Source organism: Bacillus sp. AP50 (assembly GCF_040492675.1).
Taxonomy (GTDB): domain Bacteria; phylum Bacillota; class Bacilli; order Bacillales; family Bacillaceae_G; genus Bacillus_A; species Bacillus_A cereus.
The window spans coordinates 1-23,020 of record NZ_JBEUTW010000107.1 but is presented as its reverse complement, the minus strand read 5'-3'; the positions used below and the strand labels follow the sequence as shown (position 1 = coordinate 23,020).

Here is a 23,020-nt window from a genome sequence, read left to right as displayed (position 1 = left end):
ATAAAGTGAGCTTTACAAATATAAAAATATAATTTATAATCACAAGTAACTTCAATAGATAAAATCGATGAGCAAGAAGAGTACGTATATTTGATGCGTTCAGAGAGCTGGGGTTAGGTGGGAGCCCGGTACGATAAAATATACAGAATGGGCTTGCGAGAGGTATGTTGAACATTGTAGTAGGCAACCCGGGTTCCGCCGTTAAAAGGATAGAGTATCGGAATTATTCCTGTACTTGAACAAGTGGGATTTATCAATCCAATTGAGGTGGTACCACGGTATTTATATTACATATATCGTCCTCTACATGCATATTTGCGTGTAGGGGACTTTTTTATTTTCTAAAGGAGGTGTGCGAGTATGAAATGAAAGTTTATAATTAACAAAAGTTTAAATATTCAGAAAAGGAGAATTTATGATGAAAGAAACACAGCAATGGACGTCGAAAATAGGATTTGTACTCGCAGCAGCCGGAGCCGCAGTAGGTCTTGGTGCGATATGGAAATTTCCATATGTTGCAGGTAATGGCGGGGGAGGCGCATTCTTCCTTGTATTTTTACTATTAACTTTATTTATAGGTATGCCTCTTTTAATAGCGGAGTTTGTTATTGGACGTAGCACGCAAAAAGAGGCCGTTACAGCTTATAAAGTACTAGTGCCAAATAGCAAAGTATATCCTTGGATTGGTCGTATGGGAGTTGTTACTTGTTTTAGTGTACTATCTTTTTATAGTGTTGTAGGTGGATGGATTTTACTTTATTTATATTATAGTGTGACAGGAAGTTTCTGGAATAGAGCAGCTGATTATGGACAATTGTTCGGTGAAACGATTTCAAATCCGTTAAGTGCGATTGGAGCACAATTTATCTTTATGCTTTGTACAATTTTTGTCGTAAGTAAAGGTGTAGAGAAAGGTATAGAAAAGGCAAGTAAGTACATGATGCCGCTATTATTTATTTTATTTATTGCGATTATTGTTCGTGCGTTAACACTCGATGGTGCTTTTGCTGGAGTAGAGTTCTTCTTAAAGCCAGATTTTTCAAAGCTTACAGCAGATACGATTTTATACGCGATGGGACAATCTTTCTTCTCACTAACAGTAGGTGCCTCAGTAATGGTCACGTATAGTTCGTATTTAAAGAAAGAGGAACATTTAGCGAAATCAGCAACATCTATTGTAAGTTTAACTGTTTTTGTTACAGTACTTGCAGGATTAGCAATTTTCCCAGCGATTTTCGCATTAGGAGTAAAACCAACTGAAGGACCAGGATTACTGTTTATCGTCCTTCCAGCAGTATTTGCAAAAATACCATTTGGTCAATTTTTCTTTATTATGTTTTTAATTTTATTCTTCTTTGCGACTTTAACATCAGCAATTTCAATGCTTGAAATTGTAGTAGCATCTGTTGCGAAAGGTAATGAGAAGAAGCGTCCGTCAGCATCATTATTAATCGGTATTCTTATTTTCGCAGTCGGTATTCCATCAGCTTTATCATTTGGGATTATGAGTGACGTGAAAATATTCGGGAAAACATTCTTTGATTTAGTTGACTTTTCGGTAAGTAACGTATTGCTGCCGTTAGGAGTACTAGCTATTTCATTATTTGTACCAAATAAAATGAGTAAAGAGTTATTGATGAAAGAATTAGAAGTGACGGAAACGAAGGGGAAAACGTTATTTAACATTTGGTTCTTCTTACTTCGTTATGTTATTCCGGTAACTGTAATAATTGTATTTTTAAATGCGATAGGTGTATTTAAAATGTTTGCATAAAAAAAGGCGGGGATCTCCCGTCTTTTTTTATGTGGATGTTGATGAGTGTAATAAACGATTATATGCTTTATAGGCTGTAGTGACTGCAAGGAATGAACCGATTAAAAATAATACTGAGCCGCCAAATGTAAATATCCGGCCAATATACGTCTCTCTAGCTTCTTCTATTTTTTGTTGTAATTGCGTATTCATATTGATCACCCCGTAAACTATAGGCATTTAGTTATAGTCTATGTAGAATGCCTATATTGTGTGAAGTGTAAATAAAAAACCTCGGTAGGCACCGAGGTTTTTTATAATCCGATATAAGGAGATGGGTCAACTGCGTTTGTCTTGCCGACATTCCATTCTCCAAGATGAAGTTCGAAGTGTAAATGTTGTCCGTATGATTGGCCCGTGTTCCCCATAAATCCAAGCTGATCGCCTTGTTTTACAGTTTGTCCATTCGATACAGAACGGCTATTCATATGAGCATATACTGTCGTATATGTTTTTCCGTTTATACGGTGAGATAAATACACTACGTTTCCGTAACTAGATGATAATTCTGAACGAATAACAACACCATCTGCAGCGGCGATAATTGGAACCGTTCCCGAAGCGGCGATGTCAATTCCTTTATGATTATCTAAAGAACGTACACCAAATCCGGAAGTTTTTGATCCAGCTGCTGGTTTGATAAAGCCACCGATATTTGTATCATGTGGTGTTGGGGCCGCTTGAGTTGCTTGAGCAGATTTAGTAGCTTGTTGTTTGCGAGCCTCTTCTGCCTGGCGAGCTTCTTCCGCTTTACGAGCTTCTTCGGCCCGTTTTTCTTCTTCAATTGCTTTTTGAACAGCTTGACGTTGATTTTCTAAAATGCCTTTGGATTCTTCTAATCCTTCAATCTCTGAATCTACTTTTACTACTTTCGTATGTAGATCGTTAATAAGAGTTTGTTGCTGTTGTTGGTTATTTTGTAATTCTTGCTGTTTTTGTTCTAGTTTTTGTTCAGATTCTTTCAGTTGTTGTTCTTTTTTCTCAACAGCCTCTTTTTCTGTAGTTACAGCATTTTGATCAGAAGTTTGTTTTTTTACAATATCTGTATCGTTGTTTAATATTAAACTTACGGAGTACATATTATCAACAAGATCGGCAATGTTTGAAGAATTTGTTAGTACCTCTGTAATAATATTTGTACGAGGTTTTTCTTGCATAGATTGTAATCGTTGTTTAATAACTTCCTGACGTGTATCTATGTTTGTTTGTAATTGTTCTATATGTTTCTTTTTGTCAGCAATTACTTGTTGAGTTTTGCTAATTTCTTTTTTTGTATCGTTTAATTCAGCTTCGTTTTTATTAATAGAAGTAGTTAATTCATCAATTTTCTTCTGTAATTCTTGAATTTCTTTTTCTATTTGTTCTTTCTCGACTGATTTATTTTGTAAGTCACTTTGTTTGCCTTCTAATTCAGATTGAATGTTAGATAATTTATCTTGATTCGTTTCAGCGTATACGGGTGAAAGTAACGGGGAAGCAAAAATCGTTCCTGCTGCTAAAACACTAAACGCTGCAAATTTCTTTTTCATTGTTGTCTGACTCCTTTCTCTATGAATGTTATATATCATAAGAAGAAGAGTGTCTATCGTTGTAATCATAATGTAAAGAAAATTTTATAAAATTGCTAAGTTTTGTCGGAATTTATCATTTTTCAACTGTAATTGTCATAGTACATACATTTTATTCATATGTGTAACAAAGGTATATTTTGGAATTAATCTGTAAAATGAAGAAGGAAAGTAATCGTTTTTATGAGGTGAAATATTACTTGGAAAGCTAATAAAACACTAGTGAGGAATCGTTCTCATGTTAGGTTTTCTGACATGGGTCTGCTTTTTGTCAAGAAAATTATTTGTGTTCGGGCAAAGTTATTTTGTTGTCAGATTTAAATTTTTGATTTATGATTTTTAACAGGGACAAAATGTAGTGAATTGTCGAATAATATGTAATACTCTTAATTTCTTAGTTTTATAGAGATAGAATGAGAGATAGAGTGACACATCGAAGAGGGGGTTACAACAAATATGAAAAGAATAGGACTTGCATGGCAAATATTAATAGGGCTTGCGCTTGGTATTGCGGTTGGGGCGATTTTCTTTGATAATCCAGCTGTTGTGAAGTACTTACAACCAATTGGTGATATTTTCATCCGATTAATTAAAATGATCGTTGTACCGATTGTTGTAGCAAGTATTGTTGTTGGGGTTGCTGGTGTTGGCGATGTTAAAAAACTAGGTCGACTAGGCGGAAAAACAATTCTTTACTTTGAAATTATTACAACAATTGCAATTATTGTTGGTCTATTAATAGCGAATATTTTCCAACCAGGAAAAGGCGTAAATATGGAGCAGTTAACAAAGACAGATATTTCGAAATATACACATACGACAGAACAAGTACAAAGTCATTCATTTGCAGATACATTTGTAAATATTGTTCCAACGAACATTATGAAGTCGTTAGCTGACGGAGATATGCTTGCTATTATCTTCTTCTCTGTATTATTTGGTTTAGGTGTAGCAGCAATTGGTGAAAGAGGAAGACCAGTTCTTCAATTTTTCCAAGGTGTAGCTGACGCAATGTTTTACGTAACAAACCAAGTTATGAAATTTGCACCATTTGGTGTGTTTGCACTAATTGGTGTTACAGTTTCTACATTTGGTCTTGCTTCATTAATTCCATTAGGGAAATTACTAATTGTCGTATATGGAGCAATGATCTTCTTCGTCGTAGTTGTCTTAGGACTTACAGCGAAAATATTTGGAATCAACATTTTCCAATTCTTTAAGATTTTAAAAGACGAGCTGATCTTAGCGTATTCTACAGCAAGCTCAGAAACAGTTTTACCAAAAATCATGGAGAAAATGGAGAAATTCGGTTGTCCGAAAGCAATTACATCTTTCGTTATTCCGACAGGTTATTCATTTAACTTAGATGGATCAACTTTATATCAAGCAATTGCGGCTCTTTTCTTAGCACAAATGTACGGTATTGATTTATCTATTACACAACAAATTACATTATTGCTTGTATTAATGGTTACATCAAAAGGTATCGCAGGTGTACCGGGCGTATCATTCGTTGTATTATTAGCGACACTTGGTACAGTAGGTATTCCACCTGAAGGCTTAGCGTTCATTGCTGGTATTGACCGTATTTTAGATATGGCTCGTACAGCAGTTAACGTTGTAGGAAACTCTTTAGCAGCTGTAGTTATGTCTAAGTGGGAAGGTCAATATGACGCTGAAAAAGGACAAGCTTATTTAAAAGAGATTTCTGAAAAGGGTCAAGCGGCTTAATTATAATATGAACAAGCTCTCACATAATATGTGGGAGCTTTTCTGTATATAGAAGAGGAGCAGACATAATGAAACGTAAATATGGTGACGGTTCTTCGTGGAAGAGGCTAATAGAAAAGAGTTATACGGTTAAGCAAGTGGAAGAGGGAATGCTCGGAATACTGGATATAAAAAAGGTGAGAGAGCCTAGTTGTAAAGAATATGATGGTGAAGAACTTTGTATTGCAGCGGATCAGTATACGTGGATTCAATATTTCATAGACGGGAAAAACTTTGCGATTACCGCTATGTTAGATGATCAGAAAAAATTAGTGCAATATTATATCGATGTGGCGAAAGAATATAAAATAGACGATCGTGGTTTACCGTATTTTGATGATTTATATTTAGATGTAGTATTATTACCTAGCGGTAAGGTGTATGTATTAGATGAAGAGGAGCTAGAGGATGCTTATAAAAGTGGTGATGTCACGAAGGAAGAGTATGAGTTAGCTTGGTACACTACGAAATGGATATTAGCAACAATAAAAAATAATGAATTTTATTGGATTTCAATGTTGAAAGAAGAAATAGAAAAGTTAAAATGATTGTTGTATTCGAATTTTTGTATAATTACCAAAAAAATCTATACAAAAAATAATTGACTTTTGTTTTGTAAGCGAGTAAAGTTAGGAAAGAAATTATTATTAAAAAATAAATATGAAACCTTCTTATAAAGAGAGGCGGAGGGACTGGCCCTACGATGCCTCGGCAGCGGACTCGATTTCAGAGTGCTGTGCCAAATCCAGCAAGCGTGTGCTTGAAAGATGAGAAGAGTGTTTCTTATAGATGTATAAGACCTCTTCTCATCGGAAGAGGTCTTTTGTTATTCATTAGAAAAAGGTTGAAACTAGGGAGAGATGATACTTTGAAAGAAACGAGAGGAAATGGTTTAGCTTTATTACCACTTGGGATATTTTTGGCGCTATTTATTGGTTCTGGAATTATTACAGGTGATTTCTATAAATTGCCGATACTTGTAGCGATCTCAATTGCTGTAGGAGTCGCTTTAATGATGAATCGTAAAGAAAGTTTTAATGTGAAAGTAGAGCGGTTCGCTAAAGGTGCAGGAAATCCGGATATTATGATTATGGTATTAATTTTTGTGCTTGCAGGTGCATTTTCTGAAACTGCTAAAGGAATGGGCGGAGTAGACTCAACTGTTAATTTAGCATTAACTATTTTACCGCCAGGATTTATCGTAGCTGGAATCTTTGTTATTGGGGCATTTATTTCATTAGCGATGGGAACTTCAATGGGAACAATTGCAGCATTAGCGCCGATTGCTGTAGGTATTAGTGGTCAAACTGATATCTCAATTGCGCTTGCAATGGCTACTGTTGTTGGCGGAGCGATGTTTGGTGATAATTTATCATTTATTTCAGATACAACAATCGCAGCTGTTCGTTCACAAGGAACAGAAATGAAAGATAAGTTTAAAACGAACTTTTTAATTGTGTTACCAGCGGCTATTATTACAATTGTGCTATTAGTAATAGTTACTTCAGGGAGTGACACGCAAATTAAAGCACATAGCTTTGATTGGATAAAGATTTTACCGTACGCAGGAGTACTGATTACAGCGCTACTTGGCTGGAATGTACTTATTGTATTAACTGGTGGAACTGTACTATCTGGTGTTATCGGTCTTATAGATGGAAGTTACACGTTAGAAAGTTTCTTTAAAAGTGTAACGACTGGAATGGGCGGTATGATGGAGTTAGTATTACTTGCTATATTAATTGGCGGTATGGTTGAATTAATCCAATATAATGGTGGTATTCAATATTTAATGAATGTATTAACACGTAATATTCGTTCGAAAAAAGGAGCGGAATTTGGTATTGCTGGTTTAGTGAGTATGACGAATATGTGTACAGCGAATAATACGATTTCAATTATTTTTACAGGCCCGCTTGCAAAAAATATTGCAGATCAATATGAAATAGACCCTCGTAAATCAGCGAGTGTATTAGATCTTTTCTCATGTTGTGTGCAAGGATTAATTCCGTACGGTGCCCAAATGTTAACGGCAGCAGGATTTGCAGCGTTATCTCCAGTTGAATTGTTACCGTATGCATTTTATCCAATTTTAGTTGGAGTATGTGGGATTGTTTCTATTTTAATTGGGTTTCCAAGGTTTTCGAAAGTAGCTAAGAAAAAAGAGTATCATAAAACTGCTTAATTTAATATGAATGTTAGTAATTAAAAAACGTGCAGAGAATAGACTCTGCACGTTTTTTTGCGTAAAGGGCTGAATATGACTCGGTCTTAAGTCTGAGTAGAAAACGGTTCTTAAGCTCGTTATGGAAAGATGAAAAAATAGTTAAGATAAGAGTATCAAATCGAAGGGAGGCAAGCACAAGATGAAACAATTTCTAGCGTTTATCGCAGCCGGTATTTTGGCTTTAATTGCTCTTGGTAGTCTTGCTGGTATTGTAGGATTCGCAATCGGAGCAGGAGTTGTATATTGGAGCTATAAATCATTTGTGCGAGCTAAATCATTTTTTGGAAAGTTAGCTTGGGGTATTGTTGGTTTAATCGGTTTATCCATTGCACTTTCTCATTCGCCAGCATTAATCGGTATCGCTGCTTTAGTGGTTTTATACTACGGATACCGTGAGTGGAAAAAAGAAAAAGATGTAGTTGTTGGATCTGCTCCAGAAAGTTCTAAATCATATAGCAACTTTGAAGATGAGTGGAACAAATTAATGAAAAACTAAAACAATAAATCAAATTATAATTAAAGTAGAAGAGAGGAAGATTTATAATGAAACAATCTTTATTCGGACGTGTACGCGATGCAATTTTAGCTGATTTTCATAACGTGTTAGATGAGAAGGAAAGAAAAAATCCAATTGCGATGTTAAACCAATATTTACGTGATAGTGAGCGTGAAATAACAAAAATTGAGAAGTTAATTGGGCGTCATAAAACATTAAAATCTAACTTTGCTCGTGAGCTTGAGCAAGCACGTTATTTCGTTAATAAAAGATCAAAGCAAGCTATCATTGCTCAAGAATCAGGTGAATTACAATTGCACGAACGTGCGTTAGAAGAGGTAGCTTATTATGAAGGGCAAGTAACTCGATTAGAAGAAATGTATGCAGGTGTTGTAGAGCAAATTGATGAGTTAGAGCGTCGTCTTTCTGAAATGAAAAATAAATTAAAAGAAATGCACGCAAAGCGTATGGAACTAATGGCACGTGAAAATATGGCACATGCAAATCGTCGTATGAATACTGCGATGCATAAAATGGATGAAAATAATCCATTCTTACGATTTGAAGAGATTGAAGATCATATTCGTGACTTAGAAACTCGTATGAATGAAGAGCATGAGCGTGACACATTTGATATGAAAATTGCAAAACTTGAGCGTGAAATGAAAGAAAAGAATGATGTATCGTTAACGAAAGAGTTAACAAAATAATAGTAGTATATTATAAAACAGGCTTATGATATAGTGATAGGAGAAAAGGTGTTGGAAAGCAATGCCTTTTCTTCTATGTATATGTGACAAGAAGGGGGGAGCTGAAATGAAGAAACATTTTTCAAAGACACAATTAATGGGGATGCTCCTCATCATATTTGGGTTCGGTCTTTTTCTTGATATGATACTTGGACATTTTGAACCAGGTGGTCTCATTTTTGCATTTATTATGCTTATGTTTGGAAGGCATTATCGTAAAAAGAATCGTTATGTACGGGGAAATGTATTTTTATTTGTTGGTGGTATCGTATTTTTATTCTTCTTATTTTCATCAGCAGCATTTGTTCTTGTCGTATTTGCTTGTTTAGCTTTAATTGGTTATCAATTGATTCAACAAGGGCATCAGCAAAAAGCAATGAAGGTTGAAATTAAAGAAAAAGGGATGATAGACGAAGAGAAGCAAATATATCGTACAGAACCATATTTGAAAAATATGTTTGTAGGCAATGTGCGAATGATGGATCATATTTATGAACTTGAGGATATTAATGTTCAATATGGTGCTTGTGATGTGGAAATAGATTTAACAACTGCTATGATTCCAGAAGGGGAAACGGTAATTGTTATTCGAGGTGTCGTTGGTAATATTCGTTTATATGTGCCATATGATATTGAACTTTCTTTAAATCATTCTGTTATTGTCGGGCGTGTGCTCTTGCCAGGTCATGAAGAGACAGGGTTTAACCGCAATGTTACATTTAGAACAGAGCAGTATAAAGAGGCTCCTCGACGTATTAAAATTATTTCTTCGCTTGTCGTAGGCGACACGGAAGTGAGGAAAGTATAATGAAGAAACAAAAAAATATTTCGTGGATGTATATTCGTTATTCTATGTTGTCCTCTGTTAGTATCGCACTCATTTGTACAATTGTATATGTATGGAAAAGCGAGCAACAAGTGTATGATTTATTATGGAAGGAATCCATCGCTTCTGTTCCAATTGGCTTGTTTATTATGACTACAAGTTTACTTATCGGGGGAATTGTAGGATATGCAATCGGTTACTATATAGAGCAGCGTATACAAGGATTAAATACGTTTCTATTTGAAGTAGAGCGAGGGAATTTTCCGAGCGATGTTTCGTTTACTGCAGATGATGAATTTCATGAAGTGGAACGAAAAGTAATCGTTCTGGCTCGTCGATTAGAGGAGCAAGCTGGACTCTTTCAAAAAGTAACGAATGAACGAGCTCATTGGAATGAAGAGATGAGACAAGAAGCGATTTCTCAAGAAAGGCATCGTTTAGCAAGGGAGTTGCATGATTCAGTAAGTCAGCAGCTTTTCGCAATGTCGATGATGATGTCAGCGATTAATGAACAAATAACTGAATTTCCAGATGTGACAAAAAAACAATTGCAACTTGTTGAAAATATGGTTGTAAATGCTCAATCAGAAATGAGAGCATTGCTCCTTCATTTACGTCCTGTACAATTGGAAGGTAAGAAACTGACAGAAGGTATAGAGGAATTATTAACGGAATTATCGCGAAAACAACATATGAAAATTGAATGGCTTATTGAGCCAATAGAATTAAAAAAAGGTGTAGAAGATCATTTATTCCGTATTGTGCAAGAAGCGCTATCAAACACGTTGCGACACGCGAAGGCAAAGAAAACAGAAGTGCGCCTTCGAAAAATTGATCAATATGCGATTTTAAAAATCATTGATGACGGCGTTGGGTTTGAAGTAGGGGTTAATAAGGCTGGTTCATATGGCCTAAGATCGATGCAAGAGCGTGTTCATGAAATTGGTGGGACACTCAAGGTACTTAGTTTCCCGGCCAAAGGTACACAAATAGAAGTAAAAGTACCGATTATGATTGAGAGAGGAGGAGAAGTATGATAAAAGTATTGCTTGTCGATGATCATGAAATGGTTCGTATGGGTGTATCGGCATATTTATCTACACAGCCAGATATTGAAGTAGTAGGGGAAGCTGAGAATGGAAGAAAAGGATCAGAATTAGCATTGCAATTAAGGCCGGATATTATTTTAATGGACCTTGTTATGGATGAGATGGATGGTGTTGAAGCAACACGTGCTATTATTCAAGAATGGCCAGAAGCAAAAATTGTAGTTGTAACAAGCTTTTTAGATGACGAAAAATTGTATCCTGTTATTGAGGCTGGGGCGACCAGTTACTTATTAAAAACATCAAGAGCAAGTGATATTGCTGATGCTGTACGAGCTACTTATGATGGAGAAACAGTATTAGAGCCGAAAGTTACCGGGAAAATGATGTCCCGTATGCGTCAAAAGAAAGAGCAACCTTTGCATGATGATTTAACGGAAAGAGAGTTTGAGATTTTGTTATTAATCGCAGAAGGAAAAAGTAATCAAGAGATTGCGGACGAGTTATTTATTGCACTGAAAACGGTAAAGACACATGTGAGTAATATATTAAATAAATTGAATGTAAGTGACCGTACTCAGGCGGTTATTTATGCATTTAGGCATCAATTAACGAAGTGATAAAGTGAAACTTTAATCAGTGGGGAGGTTGTTCCTCCCCCACTGATTATCAGCCCTCACCAATCGGGCTTTTATGGGCAGTTAATGCGGGATAAAGTGAAACTTTAATTGGCGGGGAATTCCTCGCTGATTATTGGCTCGATACAATATAGATTTGGCGTTAAAACTATTGAATGTTTTTATTGACGATAAATAATGTAAGCGTTATCATTGAGGTGTTAACAGTACATATAAAGGGGAGAATGTATATGTTAGTTCAAACTATATTCGGAATGGATAAGTCTAAAAAATTAGGGGATTATGTGAACGCATTACAAGCGCTTTGTGAACAATATAATGTTGAAACAGATAAAATTGCGATTATTGAGGCTACAGAGGAATACTATTTATTTTTAGTAAAGCAAGAAGAGCACTATGATGTTGTCAAGGTAGAAACAGTTGATACGAATATTGAATATTATACGAAGGCTTATAAAATAAGCAGTTTTAATCATACTGCGTATCAAATGTAAAAAAACTCCCTTTTGGGAGTTTTTTTTAGGAGGCTTTTACTTCGTGAGATTCGGTTACTAATGGAACTTTTTTCGTACCGCTTAACTTAGCCATTGCAAGACCAATAAGAGCTCCTACTAATGCTGGTATTAGCCAGCCGATTCCTTCATTATATAAAGGGATAAATTCAAAATATGGTGTGATAAATGAAACTGAAATACCACCTTGTTTTAATCCATCAAATACGCTCACTACAGCTGCTCCAATTAAAGCACCTACATAAACAGAGCGATATCCACCGAAGTATTTATGAAGTAATGATAGTAGTACGAGTACAATCGCAATTGGATACACAACAAGTAGAATTGGAACAGAGATTGCGATAATTTTCGTTAAACCTAAGTTGGCAACTAGTAATCCTAATGCGCAAATGATACTCGCGAACGTTTTGTATGAAAATGTAGTCAATAATGTTGAAAAATATTGACTGCACGCAGATACGAGTCCAACGCATGTCGTTAAACAAGCGAGTGTAACGATAAGAGATAATAGGAGCAAACCGTATGGACCGAATAATTGTTGTACGATAACAGTAAGTAGCTGTCCGCCATTTTTTGCATATCCGAGCGAGACGCTAGTTGCCCCAAGCCAGCCGAGTGCACCGTATACAAGTACGAGCCCTGTAGCGGCAATAAGCCCTGCTTTTGCTGTGGCGATGGCAATGGACTTACGATCATTCACACCTTTAGAGCGAATTGCATTTACAACGATAATTCCGAATGCAAGTGCTGAAATAGTGTCCATTGTTAAGTAGCCTTCCATAAAGCCTTTGAAGATTGGAGAAGTTTGATACTCTTGCATTGCTGGTCCTGATTGCCCAAGTGGTGTAAATACACTTTTAACAAACAATAAGAAAATAGAGAGTAATAAAATAGGTGTTAATACATTTCCAATACGATCAACAAGTTTAGATGGATTCAAACTCAGCCAAAATACGATAGTAAAGAAGATGATTGTATATACAAATAGCACTAGGCTGCTAGAGCGGATTGTTTCTGGTAAGAAAGAACTAACACCCATTTCATAAGCGACATTTGCAACACGTGGGATGCCCATAGATGGACCGATAGCAATGTATACAATTACTGTAAAGAAAATTCCGAATAATGGATGAACATGACTTGCAAGTTGCTGCATTCCATTTCCAGATAGAGAAATTGCGATAACAGTTAGTAGTGGTAAGCCAACTCCTGTTAGTAAAAATCCAATCATTGCTGGCCAAAAGTTTTCACCTGCATTTTGGCCAAGCATGGGAGGGAAAATTAAATTACCTGCCCCAAAAAATAAAGAAAATAGCATAAGACCCGTGAAAAAAATATGTTTTTTTGATACAGTGTTCATTGTTTTTCCTCCTTTTTTAAATTCATTTGTAAGAACACAAAAAACTCGTCCCTAAAGAAAGGGACGAGTTATATTTACCCGCGATACCACCCTAATTTACACATGTAGAAATAAATCTATATGTATACGGCTTTGCAACGTACAACATGATACGTGTTCCTTGTAACGGGGGACGGCCGGTAAGAACTTACTGTAACATTCGGTTCTACTTCTCGGAGATGATTTTCGGTTACGCGCTGAACGTTGGCTTTCAGCAAATCGCCAACTCTCTGGGGAACAGTTCTATAACGTACTCGTTCTCGTCAATGAATTTTTATTCAAGTATTCTGACAGTATTGTTGCATGTTTTTTTTAGAAAGTCAATATGTTTTTTGAAAGATATATTTATATACGGAAATATCGAAAGTGATATTCGTTGTTGTAAAGGAAATGATGAATTGTAAAATGGGAGTGAAAATTTGCGGAGAATTGTAAATTTTATAGAGAAAATTGATATTTATAGGAGTGAAGAAGGGATTGTTTGAATTTATAGAGAATAATACAACAATCCACTTGCTGGAAAGAACAAACCAAAAGAGGTGACTGAAATGCTTGCGATGGGAGTATTATTTGGCATTATTGCTATAATTGGTTTTATGTGGTTATATTATTCGCGTTCGTTTAAACAAGCAGAAGTTTTACTCTTTCAAAAAGGTAGTTTGTTGACAAATCAGTCTAGATATTTAGTATGTCCGAAGTGTGGAAGTGCACAGGCCAGAAGTGGAGGATATCAAGAGTGTTGCAAAATTAGATTATGAAAGAAAGGAAGCCTCACATTATTTTGTGAGGCTTCCTTCCTTACAACTTCATGGCGCTCCAAATTGTCCATCGATCTCTTTCAATAATAGGAGAGACGTTTTGTAATGCGGTCTGTATATGTTGTAGAAGTTGAGAAAGTTCATCATCTGTTAACTCATATAGAATGGATCGACCTGTTCGAGGAGATAAATCTTGCAATAATGTTTCTACAGAATCATGTATTTTTCGTATTTCCCATTGTGTTTGTGTGGGAAGTACATGAAGAGAATGTTTTTGTAATTCTGTCTGTATAGTGTTGGTTTTTGGACGTCTTTTTGACTCTATTTCAATAAGTTTTGGAAATAGAGAGAAAAAATATCCGCGAATGTGTTCGGGACTTCCTGGAATTGTACAATCTTCAATTGTTCGATCTTGTAAAATAAGTACACCGTTTTTATTTAATATACGAGAAGCTTCACGTAAAAATGTAGGAATGTCTTGTAAATGATGAATAACTGCACGCGAAATAACTATGTCGAATGTTTCATTAGGGTATGGGATATTATGTGCATCACCGTGGATGAATGAAATGTTTGAAAAGTTGTTACAATTTTCTTTTGCAGCTTGTAATATTTCTTTTGAAAAATCAAGTCCCACAACATTATTGGCTCCCATAAGAGCGAGTTCTTTCGTATAAATCCCACCACCACAGCCGATATCAATTATTTGCTTGTTTTGTATTTCTGTAATGTTTTTTACCATTTCAGCCCAAGAAATATGAGCGTTTCTTGTTGCATATGTGTACTTATTATTTTCATCATGAAAATTAATGGACATGATAAAGACCTCCTTTCAATGATTAGTATAGCGTATTTAATAGGATGTCACGTTTTTGTTTTATGTATGAAGATTATAAGGATTTCTTATCGTAAGAGGAGGATTAATTTGAAAGGGAAATATGTATTGGTGTTGTTGTTTGTTATGTTACTAGCAGCTTGTGGTCAAGTTGAGCCGAAAAAAGAAACAAAAAAAGTAGAAGAGACGGTGAATGAAGTGAAAGAAACAATAGGGGTAACCGTTATACAAAAAAAACATAAAGAGAAAAAGTTGCAGGAATCAGAAGCGAAGTTAGTAATAGACATTTTGAATAAAGCTGAGAAACAAGAAATAACAGGAAGCTTCGGTGAACCTGAATATGAAATACAAATTAGTAGAGATGGGAAAAAAGAAACTTATTATGCATGGTTAAGGGGAGAAGATAGACGAGGATGGGTGCAATATAAGAAAGCTATGTATATGTTGAATGAAAAAGATACGGAAAAGCTTTTGGATATATTTCCAAATGTCTCAGAACAAAAAGAAGATGAGATGCAGGTAAGCCCTTTAACGGAAGTAACAAAAAAAGATTTGCAGATTACCGCGTTTCATATTAAAACAGGCGATCAAAACGTGAATTATACGGTACGGTATACGATTTCACAATCACTATACAATAAGTTAGTGAAGGAGCAAGAATATTATTTGCAACTCAATTTTCCAGAAAAAGTTCAAAAATTAATTGGAGCAAAAGAGAGTGAAATGATTTTAGGTGAAAAAGTAAAGGAAGGGTATAAGCAATATGAATTACATGCTACTGTTCCGATAAAAAGCGCTTCAGAATCACAATTAAAATCATTAGAAACATATTACGAAAGTTATGATTTGAAAATATTAAACAGTAAAAAAGAAAAAATAGGTGTGTTTCAAAATATAATTCAGATTGTTAAAGATTATGGTGAAAAAATGAATTTTCAAAGATAAAGTAAGACTTTAATTAGCCCTTACGGATTGGAATGAATATAAACTCGTCAAATCTATATGACCTTTCCTAGGAAATGATAATAGAGAGGGGAAAGCACCCCTCTCTATTACTTTGCTTTTGCAGATGGCTCATTCATTGATTTTCGTGTAATAAGAAAAGAAATCATAAGAGCGGAAAGGATGACAAGGGCAATAAATACGTGATTGGGCAACAAATCTAATAATAATACGTAACTAACGGTATAAAAAATAAGAGTTGAAGCTAAAAACGATAGAGCACCTATTATAAGAGATTGTAAATTCATTTTTGTACACCTCCTTTTATTTATATTTTTGGCTGAAAATGGATTATATAAACATTATTTCTAACAATAGAAAAAAATATGTCATAATAGAGAAAAGAACAAGCTTTAATGAATGAATATGATTCATTAATGAGAGATAAAGGAGAGGAATATGAAAAATAATAAAAAAGCATTATGGGGAATTATTGTTGCGATAGGTCTATTTTTACTGTCTAAGTTAAAGTGGATATTTGCAATTTTTAAATTAGCAAAGTTTTCAACGGTATTTAGTATGTTTCTATCGCTTGGCGCATACGCAGTTCTATATGGTTGGAAATTTGGAGTGGCGCTCATTTATTTGTTGTTTGTTCATGAAATGGGCCATTTATGGGCTGCGAAAAGAAAGGGGATCCCAACATCGCCAGCAATCTTTATTCCATTTATGGGGGCCCTTATTGGAATGAAAGAGATGCCGAAAAATGCGAAAGATGAAGCTTACATTGCCTATATGGGTCCGTTTTTCGGACTTCTGTCATTTTTACCAGCGATACCGCTTTATATAATGACGAAAGAGCCATTTTGGGCGCTTGTTATTTTGCTTGGAAGTATGATTAATTTCTTTAATTTAATTCCCGTTTCGCCGCTAGATGGTGGGCGAATTATTTCAGTTGTCAGTACTAAAATTTGGGGAGCAGGCCTTATTTTATTACTTGGCTATTCAATTTACTTTAAAAGTATTTTGGGAGGATTTATTGTTATTATCGGTTGTATGGAGTTATATAGAGTAATAAAGAGAGATGAGCCGATTAAGGAATTAGGGCATAAAATTGATGGGATGAAAGAATATGTTACTAGGCTTGAAGAGGAATTAAAAGAAACGGGTGCTGTACATCGGACTATATACGTGATGCATCATGAGATGAATGCATTAAGACAAAGAGAACGGGAAAAAGAGTTACAAATAGGTGAACTTCAAAAAATGGAAGTGTTAGAGTATCTTTTACCGAAGTTCGAACCGTTAGATTATGTTCCATATGAAGATGAAAAAGATGAGTATACAATTCACATAAGGGAAGCATTTGAAGCGTCAGAAAGAAAATTAAATGAATGGAAAACAGAAAAGGAACAACAAGAAAACTATTATAAAGTGGATGCGAAAACGAAATGGACAGTATTTGCTTGTTATATCGGATTAATGGCTATACTCGGTTACACAGCTTATGAAGGATATATTGTTTTACAAGAACATTTGCCAACGAGAAATGTATAGAAAAATATTGTCGAAATGATAGGAAGAATTTATACAGGAATTATATTTCTACGAGAGAAAGTTACAAGTATAGTCATACATTGTAATATTTTTAGTAGAGAAGGAGTTCTGTATATGAAGAAATTGTTAAGTGTATTCGGGATTATTATCGTGATGATCATTGCAAGCTATAGTCTTATGAAAGTGCTGTTACATTATGCGAATAAGCCTGCTGAGGTAAATACAATAGCTCAAATAGAAGATGTGCAAGAAGAGACAAAAGTGCTAAATTTTATTCGAATGACACATGAAAGCTATAATAATTTCTTAAATTACGGTAAAGCAGAGAATTATACAGACGGGGATTGGAATCAATTTAAGCAATGGTTTCAACAACAAGAATTATCGTTAAAAAATATACATACAGAAATAAAGAATGAAAAAATAAAACGTGATGTAAATAGAAGCTATGAAATTGTAAAAAAAGGTGTGGAACTTCAAAATATTGAGTATGTAGTGTATGCCCACCGTGTATATCATGACTTGGATATTATCGTAAATAAATATAGAGGTGAAACGAATATCTGGGGATATACGGAGTTTGGCGATGGGAAAGATATAAAAGTAATTGAACAAGCTATACAAACAAAATAATAAGCTAGCTAGAATTCTAGTTAGCTTATTTTCTTTTGTAAATACAATGTTCATATATTATTCACAAAAACACCGTGTTAATAGTGATTAAAATCACAATCTGCATTATAAGATTCAGTTAAACTAAAAACAGTTAAGGAAATAGAGGAGTGGGATACAATGTTAAGTGCAAAAACAATTGAAATCGTAAAGTCAACAGTACCATTATTACAAGAAAAAGGCGTTGAAATTACAACGAGATTTTATGAAATTTTATTTTCGGAACATCCGGAGTTATTGAATATTTTCAACCATACAAATCAGAAAAAGGGAAGACAACAACAAGCGTTAGCGAATGCTGTTTATGCAGCTGCAACGTACATTGATAATTTAGAAGCTATTATTCCAGTTGTAAAACAAATTGGTCATAAGCATAGAAGTTTAGGTATTAAAGCAGAGCATTACCCGATTGTAGGTACATGTTTACTACGTGCCATTAAAGAGATCGCAGGTGCACCTGATGAAGTTTTAAATGCATGGGGAGAAGCATATGGTGTCATTGCTGATGCATTCATTAGCATTGAAGCAGAGATGTATGAAGAAGCTGCACATAAAGAAGGTGGATGGAAAGACTTCCGCAACTTTGTGATTGTTAAAAAAGTGAAGGAAAGCGATGTTATTACGTCATTTTATTTGAAACCTGAAGATGGAGGGAAAGTTTCTTCATTCATCCCAGGTCAATATGTAACGATTCAAATCAATATTGAAGGTGAGACATATACACATAATCGTCAATATAGTTTATCCGATGCTCCTGGGAAAGAATATTATCGTATTAGTGTAAAAAAAGAAAAAGGTGTAGATACACCAGACGGTAAAGTGTCTAATTACTTACATGAACATGTAAAAGAAGGAGATGTTTTACCAGTAAGTGCACCAGCGGGAGATTTCGTGTTAAATATGGATTCAACATTACCAGTTGTACTAATTAGTGGTGGAGTAGGGATTACACCGATGATGAGTATGTTAAATACGTTAATTGAACAAGATTCAAAACGTAATGTATATTTTGTTCATGCAGCAATAAATAGTAATACACATGCAATGAAAGAACACGTTAAGACAGTAGAAAATGAATATGAACAAGTTAAAGCATATACTTGTTATTCTGCACCGACTGAAAAAGATTTAGAAATGAAGAACTTTGATAAAGAAGGTTTCATTGAAAGTGAATGGTTAAAAACTATTATTCCGACAACTGAAGCAGAGTTTTATTTCTGTGGTCCAGTAGCATTTATGAAGCATATAAATGCTGCACTAACTGATTTAAGTGTGAAACAAGAGCATATTCATTATGAATTTTTCGGCCCAGCAACAAGCTTACAATAAGCAAAAAAACGAGGTATTTATTTTACCTCGTTTTTTATTTGTTCTCGTAATAAACGGTTTACTGTTTCACGACGTATACCTATCAGTTGACCAATTTCGGTTTGTGTTAATATTTCATATATAGGAATGTCACCTAAATATAGGGTGAACCATTCTTGTAAACGATGAAGACGTTCTTTCGGAGAGACGGTTGTCAATTGATCAATTCGTTGTTGCATCATTCTTAATTTAGATTGCAATTGCATAGCGATGTTAGCATACGATTCGGGATTTGCTTGAAGTCTCTCGTACCATTCACTACTAGTGATCGGTTCCACTTCTGTTTTTATTAAAGCGATAGCTGTACCGTGATATTCTTTCGGTGAAATTAAAGAATGATGAGGTATCGTTTCACCTGGAACGATAATGTTGAATAAAAATGGTGTTCCGTCTTCTTCTAGCCGAACTACTTTTAATAAGCCTGTTTTTATAAAGTATAAAGGACCGTCCTCGCCTTGACGGAATAGTACATCTCCTTTGTGTAGAATCAATGTTAGCCCCCCATTAATATGTTTCTATTTCTTCTATTTTAGCGTATATGTATATAGACAATATGCTATTTCAACAGCAATTTCATTGACGAAATGTATGCTATTACAGTAGTATACTATTTAGTGTGTAATAGTACTAGCAATGAATACGCTGTAGGGGGTTTAGTATATTGTTAGATGCGATGAGAATGACGGATATGAGAATTCCGGCGAATGCTATCATTCATGTAGAAGAGATGAAAGGTGGAGTCGTTTTATCCGTTGAAGTAGACGGCCAAATTATTTATACGATGGCTTATGATGAAGAAACAGATAGCTATGCTGAATTATATGATCGAAACGATAAGAGGGCGTGCCAAGTACATGAAGACTTCATGGGGTGGTCACTTCTTCATTAAAAAAGATGTCAATATGACATCTTTTTTTATTAAATCGATAGAATATACAAAGAAATGAAATATAAGGATAAAATTTGTAATAATTGATTTTGCATTGTTAGCACTCTGTAACTGCAAGTGAACTATTTTTTCGCTATCATAAAGATAACAGTCGCAGTTATAGGAGTGGTCAACTTGAAGAAAGTACATATTTCAAATTATATGTTATTATGTGTTTGTTTAATTTTATTTGTTCTCCTCGGAGGATTTTTATATTCATGTGTATAAGAAAAACGCATTCTAAAAAGAATACGTTATAAAAGGGAAATAATGATTAATCTAGTTCCAAGAATAATCAACGTAATACGTAATAAATTAATTACGGCGTTACCACTTAGTTTTGTATTAATGTAAGCCCCGATTTTTCCGCCAATCCATGCACCCGGAATCAGGATTAATGCATAAATCCAGCTGACATTTCCAAGTGAGATGTGAGTTGCAGAACTTACAATTGCTGATAGAAATACGATGAACATTGAAGTTGCTACTGCAATATGTGCTGGGAATGCAAAAAGAAGCATCATTGCTGGAACAAGTAAGGCACCGCCACCAATTCCAAATAATCCAGATATAAACCCAACTATAAAGGCGATAAAGATAGCAAGAAACGGTGGGAATTGGTAGTGTACAGTATTTCCATCATTATCTGTAAAAGAACGCTTAATTACAGACGTATTTGAGAGGGAAAGAGGTTTTAATTTGTCTCGAAGCATAAGTAGAATTGAGACGAATATAAGGAAAATCCCAAAGTATAAAGAAAATGTGTCTTGGTTTAAAAATTTATTTGCCCATGATCCGATAATACCACCAGGGCCGCTTCCGATAAATAAAATAAGTCCACTTTTATAATCTACTCGCTTATGCTTCATGTAAGTAAGGGTGGAAGATAGTCCTGTGAAAACGACTGTTACCATAGAAGTCCCTACTGCAAGTTGTGGTGATAAACTGTGTAATCCAATTAATAACGGAACAATAATAATTCCGCCTCCAAGCCCAACTAGGCTGCCGACTGTTCCGGCGATTAGTCCGATGAAAAGTAACATGATGTATTCCAAAATTGCCAACTCCTCTAAATAACTTATCCACCAATTATTATACACGCTTTTTAATGAGAAATAGGCTTGTTCACAAAAAAGTCGTCTTCCTAGAAAAATAAGGAAGACGACTTTTGATTAGAAAACAAAATGTAATAGGTAGTAAAACAGAGCAGCTAAAGAAGCTGAAATAGGAAGTGTAATAACCCATGTAATTAACATGCGTTTTGCAGTTCCCCATTTTACCCCTTTCACACGGTGAGAAGCACCAACCCCTAAAATAGAAGAAGAGATAACGTGCGTCGTACTAACCGGTAAGTGAATGAATGTTGCACCGAAAATAACAAGTGATGATGATAAATCGGCAGCTACACCATTTACAGGACGAATTTTCATAATTTGTCCACCGACAGTTTTAATAATTTTCCATCCGCCGACAGAAGTACCAAGCCCCATTGCGATAGCACAAGATAATTGTACCCAGAATGGGATATCGCTAGAAGTATGATAGTTATTAGCCATAAGAGCCATCGTAATGATTCCCATTGCTTTTTGTGCATCATTCGTACCGTGTGTGTAGGCTTGTAATGCTGCAGTGAAAATCTGGAATATACGGAAGTTCTTATTCGTTTTTGTTAAGTTAAAGTTTTTAAATACTACTTTAAAAATACTGTATACGGTATAACCAATAACGAAAGCGATAATCGGTGAAATGATTAAAGCTTCAATAATTTTAATAAATCCTTTAAGATTTAGCGAGCTAATCCCAGCGGCCGCAATTGCTGCACCTGCGATTGAGCCGATAATTGCATGCGAAGAACTACTTGGAATACCGTAGTACCAAGTAATTAAGTTCCAAGCTATCGCCGCAAGCAAAGCAGCTAAAATTACAAGAGAACCATTTTGTAAGGCGAATGGATCAACGATATCTTTTGTAATCGTTTTTGCTACACCTGTAAATGTCATTGCGCCCAAAAAGTTCATAATAGCCGCCATAATAATGGCATGTCTAGGCTTTAGAGCTTTCGTTGAAACAGCCGTTGCAATAGCGTTTGCTGTATCGTGAAATCCATTGATAAAGTCAAAAGCTAAAGCGCAAATGACTACTAAAACGGTCAGTATCAAGAGTGTATCCATGATCAAACTCCTTACGCGTTCTTCATAATAATTGTTTCTAATACGTTTGCAACGCTTTGACAGCTATCAGCTACTTCTTCAAGCTCTTCGTAAATCTCTTTAAATTGAATAATCTTAATCGGATCTTTTTCACGAGAGAATAAGTTCTTAATCGCATGACGGCGAATATCATCACACTGTGATTCATAATCCTTAATCTTAATCGCATTTGTACGAATGTCGACTAATTTTTTGTTAGACATTAATTCAACAGAGTTTGCAATCTCAATCGCACATTGATTAATTGCTTCTACGAATTTAATCATGTATTCATCTGCTTCTGTAATAGAATACATTTCGAACAGACCAGCACTGTGATCTAATCCGTCTAATACATCATCCATACTCATTGCAAGTTGTAGGATGTCCTCACGTTCAATCGGAGTGATAAACGCTTTGTTTAACTCCATAATGATTTCGTGAATAAATGAGTCACCTTTTGACTCATACTCTTTCATGCGCATAGAAAACTCTTTTAAATCGCTAGCATTTTTAATTTTATACTCCACGAAAAACTGCGCGCCTTCTTTTAAATTTTCGGAAACATTCATTAACATTTCAGAAAATTTATCTTTTTTTGATTTAAAGACCATTATTGTTACCCCCACAAAAGTAATATATGTAAAATATATTGGCTAATCAATTCTAACAAAAAACTGTCGTTTTTTAAAACATTTTATCGAAAAGTTTACAAAAACTTAAC

General features: G+C 35.0%; 25 protein-coding genes, 1 riboswitch and 2 other annotated features. Of the genes, 16 read left to right on the top strand and 9 right to left on the bottom strand.

The genetic code is table 11. From position 1 onward, the window contains the following. The first annotated feature begins 58 nt into the window (after positions 1–58). Positions 59–307, top strand: a binding site (T-box leader). Between the two features lie 111 nt (positions 308–418). Continuing rightward, complete coding sequence (locus ABWK52_RS09810; RefSeq protein ID WP_000665441.1) at positions 419–1,774, top strand: sodium-dependent transporter; 1,356 nt, start codon at positions 419–421, stop codon at positions 1,772–1,774. Positions 1,775–1,801: 27 nt separating this feature from the next. Here ABWK52_RS09810 and ABWK52_RS09805 read toward each other — a convergent pair whose 3' ends face one another. Together ABWK52_RS09805 and ABWK52_RS09800 are read right to left on the bottom strand one after the other, a co-directional pair. Then, complete coding sequence (locus ABWK52_RS09805; protein WP_001096002.1) at positions 1,802–1,966, bottom strand: hypothetical protein; 165 nt, start codon at positions 1,964–1,966, stop codon at positions 1,802–1,804. 101 nt (positions 1,967–2,067) lie between these two features. Continuing rightward, positions 2,068–3,342: a murein hydrolase activator EnvC family protein gene (locus ABWK52_RS09800; protein ID WP_098541394.1), complete on the bottom strand. Its 1,275-nt coding sequence runs from the start codon at positions 3,340–3,342 to the stop codon at positions 2,068–2,070. Positions 3,343–3,837: 495 nt separating this feature from the next. On the opposite strand from ABWK52_RS09800, the gene gltP reads away from it, so the two are divergent. The 9 genes from gltP (at position 3,838) to ABWK52_RS09755 (ending at position 11,627) form a co-directional block, all read left to right on the top strand. Further along, positions 3,838–5,112 carry a glutamate/aspartate:proton symporter GltP gene (gene gltP, locus ABWK52_RS09795; RefSeq protein WP_000821131.1) on the top strand — a complete coding sequence of 425 codons (1,275 nt, stop codon included), beginning with the start codon at positions 3,838–3,840 and terminating at the stop codon, positions 5,110–5,112. 68 nt (positions 5,113–5,180) lie between these two features. Beyond that, positions 5,181–5,699, top strand: a complete 519-nt coding sequence (locus tag ABWK52_RS09790; protein ID WP_000824661.1) for a DUF402 domain-containing protein — start codon at positions 5,181–5,183, stop codon at positions 5,697–5,699. 120 nt (positions 5,700–5,819) lie between these two features. Continuing rightward, positions 5,820–5,925: riboswitch (SAM riboswitch) on the top strand. Positions 5,926–6,019: 94 nt separating this feature from the next. Beyond that, complete coding sequence (locus ABWK52_RS09785; protein WP_000665486.1) at positions 6,020–7,336, top strand: Na+/H+ antiporter NhaC family protein; 1,317 nt, start codon at positions 6,020–6,022, stop codon at positions 7,334–7,336. A gap of 181 nt (positions 7,337–7,517) precedes the next feature. Then, on the top strand, positions 7,518–7,874 hold the full coding sequence (locus tag ABWK52_RS09780; protein WP_098541396.1) for a flagellar basal body rod protein: 357 nt from the start codon (positions 7,518–7,520) through the stop codon (positions 7,872–7,874). Between the two features lie 47 nt (positions 7,875–7,921). Further along, positions 7,922–8,584, top strand: a complete 663-nt coding sequence (locus ABWK52_RS09775; RefSeq protein ID WP_000814134.1) for a PspA/IM30 family protein — start codon at positions 7,922–7,924, stop codon at positions 8,582–8,584. Positions 8,585–8,690: 106 nt separating this feature from the next. Then, complete coding sequence (gene liaF, locus ABWK52_RS09770; protein WP_000716096.1) at positions 8,691–9,431, top strand: cell wall-active antibiotics response protein LiaF; 741 nt, start codon at positions 8,691–8,693, stop codon at positions 9,429–9,431. Continuing rightward, entirely contained in the window at positions 9,431–10,486 is a 1,056-nt protein-coding gene (locus ABWK52_RS09765) for a sensor histidine kinase (protein ID WP_000744326.1), read from the top strand. The genes liaF and ABWK52_RS09765 overlap by 1 nt, the downstream gene beginning before the upstream one ends. Further along, positions 10,483–11,115, top strand: a complete 633-nt coding sequence (locus ABWK52_RS09760) for a response regulator (protein WP_000598707.1) — start codon at positions 10,483–10,485, stop codon at positions 11,113–11,115. Before ABWK52_RS09765 ends, ABWK52_RS09760 begins: the two co-directional genes overlap by 4 nt. A gap of 173 nt (positions 11,116–11,288) precedes the next feature. Beyond that, positions 11,289–11,627, top strand: a complete 339-nt coding sequence (locus tag ABWK52_RS09755) for a DUF3922 domain-containing protein (RefSeq protein WP_002061028.1) — start codon at positions 11,289–11,291, stop codon at positions 11,625–11,627. 25 nt (positions 11,628–11,652) lie between these two features. Here the strand turns inward: ABWK52_RS09755 and brnQ3 are convergent, their stop codons facing one another. Beyond that, a complete protein-coding gene (brnQ3, locus tag ABWK52_RS09750) occupies positions 11,653–13,008 on the bottom strand; it encodes a branched-chain amino acid transport system II carrier protein BrnQ3 (RefSeq protein WP_001099143.1) in 1,356 nt (451 codons plus the stop codon). Positions 13,009–13,064: 56 nt separating this feature from the next. After that, positions 13,065–13,323, bottom strand: a binding site (T-box leader). A 272-nt stretch (positions 13,324–13,595) separates the two neighbouring features. On the opposite strand from brnQ3, the gene ABWK52_RS09745 reads away from it, so the two are divergent. Next, positions 13,596–13,805, top strand: coding sequence for a hypothetical protein (locus ABWK52_RS09745; RefSeq protein ID WP_000880630.1), 210 nt, complete (start codon positions 13,596–13,598; stop codon positions 13,803–13,805). Between the two features lie 40 nt (positions 13,806–13,845). Here the strand turns inward: ABWK52_RS09745 and ABWK52_RS09740 are convergent, their stop codons facing one another. After that, positions 13,846–14,622, bottom strand: coding sequence for a class I SAM-dependent methyltransferase (locus tag ABWK52_RS09740; RefSeq protein ID WP_000026286.1), 777 nt, complete (start codon positions 14,620–14,622; stop codon positions 13,846–13,848). A 108-nt stretch (positions 14,623–14,730) separates the two neighbouring features. Between ABWK52_RS09740 and ABWK52_RS09735 the strand changes: the two genes are divergently transcribed. Beyond that, complete coding sequence (locus tag ABWK52_RS09735; protein WP_000677064.1) at positions 14,731–15,585, top strand: hypothetical protein; 855 nt, start codon at positions 14,731–14,733, stop codon at positions 15,583–15,585. Positions 15,586–15,692: 107 nt separating this feature from the next. Here the strand turns inward: ABWK52_RS09735 and ABWK52_RS09730 are convergent, their stop codons facing one another. Further along, on the bottom strand, positions 15,693–15,890 hold the full coding sequence (locus tag ABWK52_RS09730; protein WP_001053356.1) for a hypothetical protein: 198 nt from the start codon (positions 15,888–15,890) through the stop codon (positions 15,693–15,695). A 151-nt stretch (positions 15,891–16,041) separates the two neighbouring features. Here ABWK52_RS09730 and ABWK52_RS09725 point away from each other — a divergent pair, with 151 nt between their 5' ends. From ABWK52_RS09725 to hmpA, 3 genes are all read left to right on the top strand, one after another. After that, positions 16,042–17,139 (top strand): site-2 protease family protein, encoded by a 1,098-nt coding sequence (locus ABWK52_RS09725; protein WP_353771924.1) that lies wholly within the window; start codon positions 16,042–16,044, stop codon positions 17,137–17,139. Between the two features lie 114 nt (positions 17,140–17,253). Continuing rightward, positions 17,254–17,772 (top strand): hypothetical protein, encoded by a 519-nt coding sequence (locus ABWK52_RS09720; protein WP_098507905.1) that lies wholly within the window; start codon positions 17,254–17,256, stop codon positions 17,770–17,772. 159 nt (positions 17,773–17,931) lie between these two features. After that, on the top strand, positions 17,932–19,140 hold the full coding sequence (gene hmpA / locus ABWK52_RS09715; RefSeq protein ID WP_000947317.1) for an NO-inducible flavohemoprotein: 1,209 nt from the start codon (positions 17,932–17,934) through the stop codon (positions 19,138–19,140). A 17-nt stretch (positions 19,141–19,157) separates the two neighbouring features. Here hmpA and ABWK52_RS09710 read toward each other — a convergent pair whose 3' ends face one another. Continuing rightward, positions 19,158–19,670 (bottom strand): Crp/Fnr family transcriptional regulator, encoded by a 513-nt coding sequence (locus ABWK52_RS09710; protein ID WP_000600585.1) that lies wholly within the window; start codon positions 19,668–19,670, stop codon positions 19,158–19,160. Positions 19,671–19,840: 170 nt separating this feature from the next. On the opposite strand from ABWK52_RS09710, the gene ABWK52_RS09705 reads away from it, so the two are divergent. Beyond that, positions 19,841–20,068, top strand: a complete 228-nt coding sequence (locus ABWK52_RS09705; RefSeq protein WP_000883009.1) for a hypothetical protein — start codon at positions 19,841–19,843, stop codon at positions 20,066–20,068. A 293-nt stretch (positions 20,069–20,361) separates the two neighbouring features. Here ABWK52_RS09705 and ABWK52_RS09700 read toward each other — a convergent pair whose 3' ends face one another. From ABWK52_RS09700 to ABWK52_RS09690, 3 genes are all read right to left on the bottom strand, one after another. Then, positions 20,362–21,162 carry a sulfite exporter TauE/SafE family protein gene (locus tag ABWK52_RS09700; RefSeq protein ID WP_000455762.1) on the bottom strand — a complete coding sequence of 267 codons (801 nt, stop codon included), beginning with the start codon at positions 21,160–21,162 and terminating at the stop codon, positions 20,362–20,364. 117 nt (positions 21,163–21,279) lie between these two features. Further along, entirely contained in the window at positions 21,280–22,278 is a 999-nt protein-coding gene (locus tag ABWK52_RS09695; protein ID WP_000380273.1) for an inorganic phosphate transporter, read from the bottom strand. 11 nt (positions 22,279–22,289) lie between these two features. Beyond that, entirely contained in the window at positions 22,290–22,910 is a 621-nt protein-coding gene (locus ABWK52_RS09690; RefSeq protein WP_000231449.1) for a DUF47 domain-containing protein, read from the bottom strand. Between the last annotated feature and the right edge of the window lie 110 nt (positions 22,911–23,020).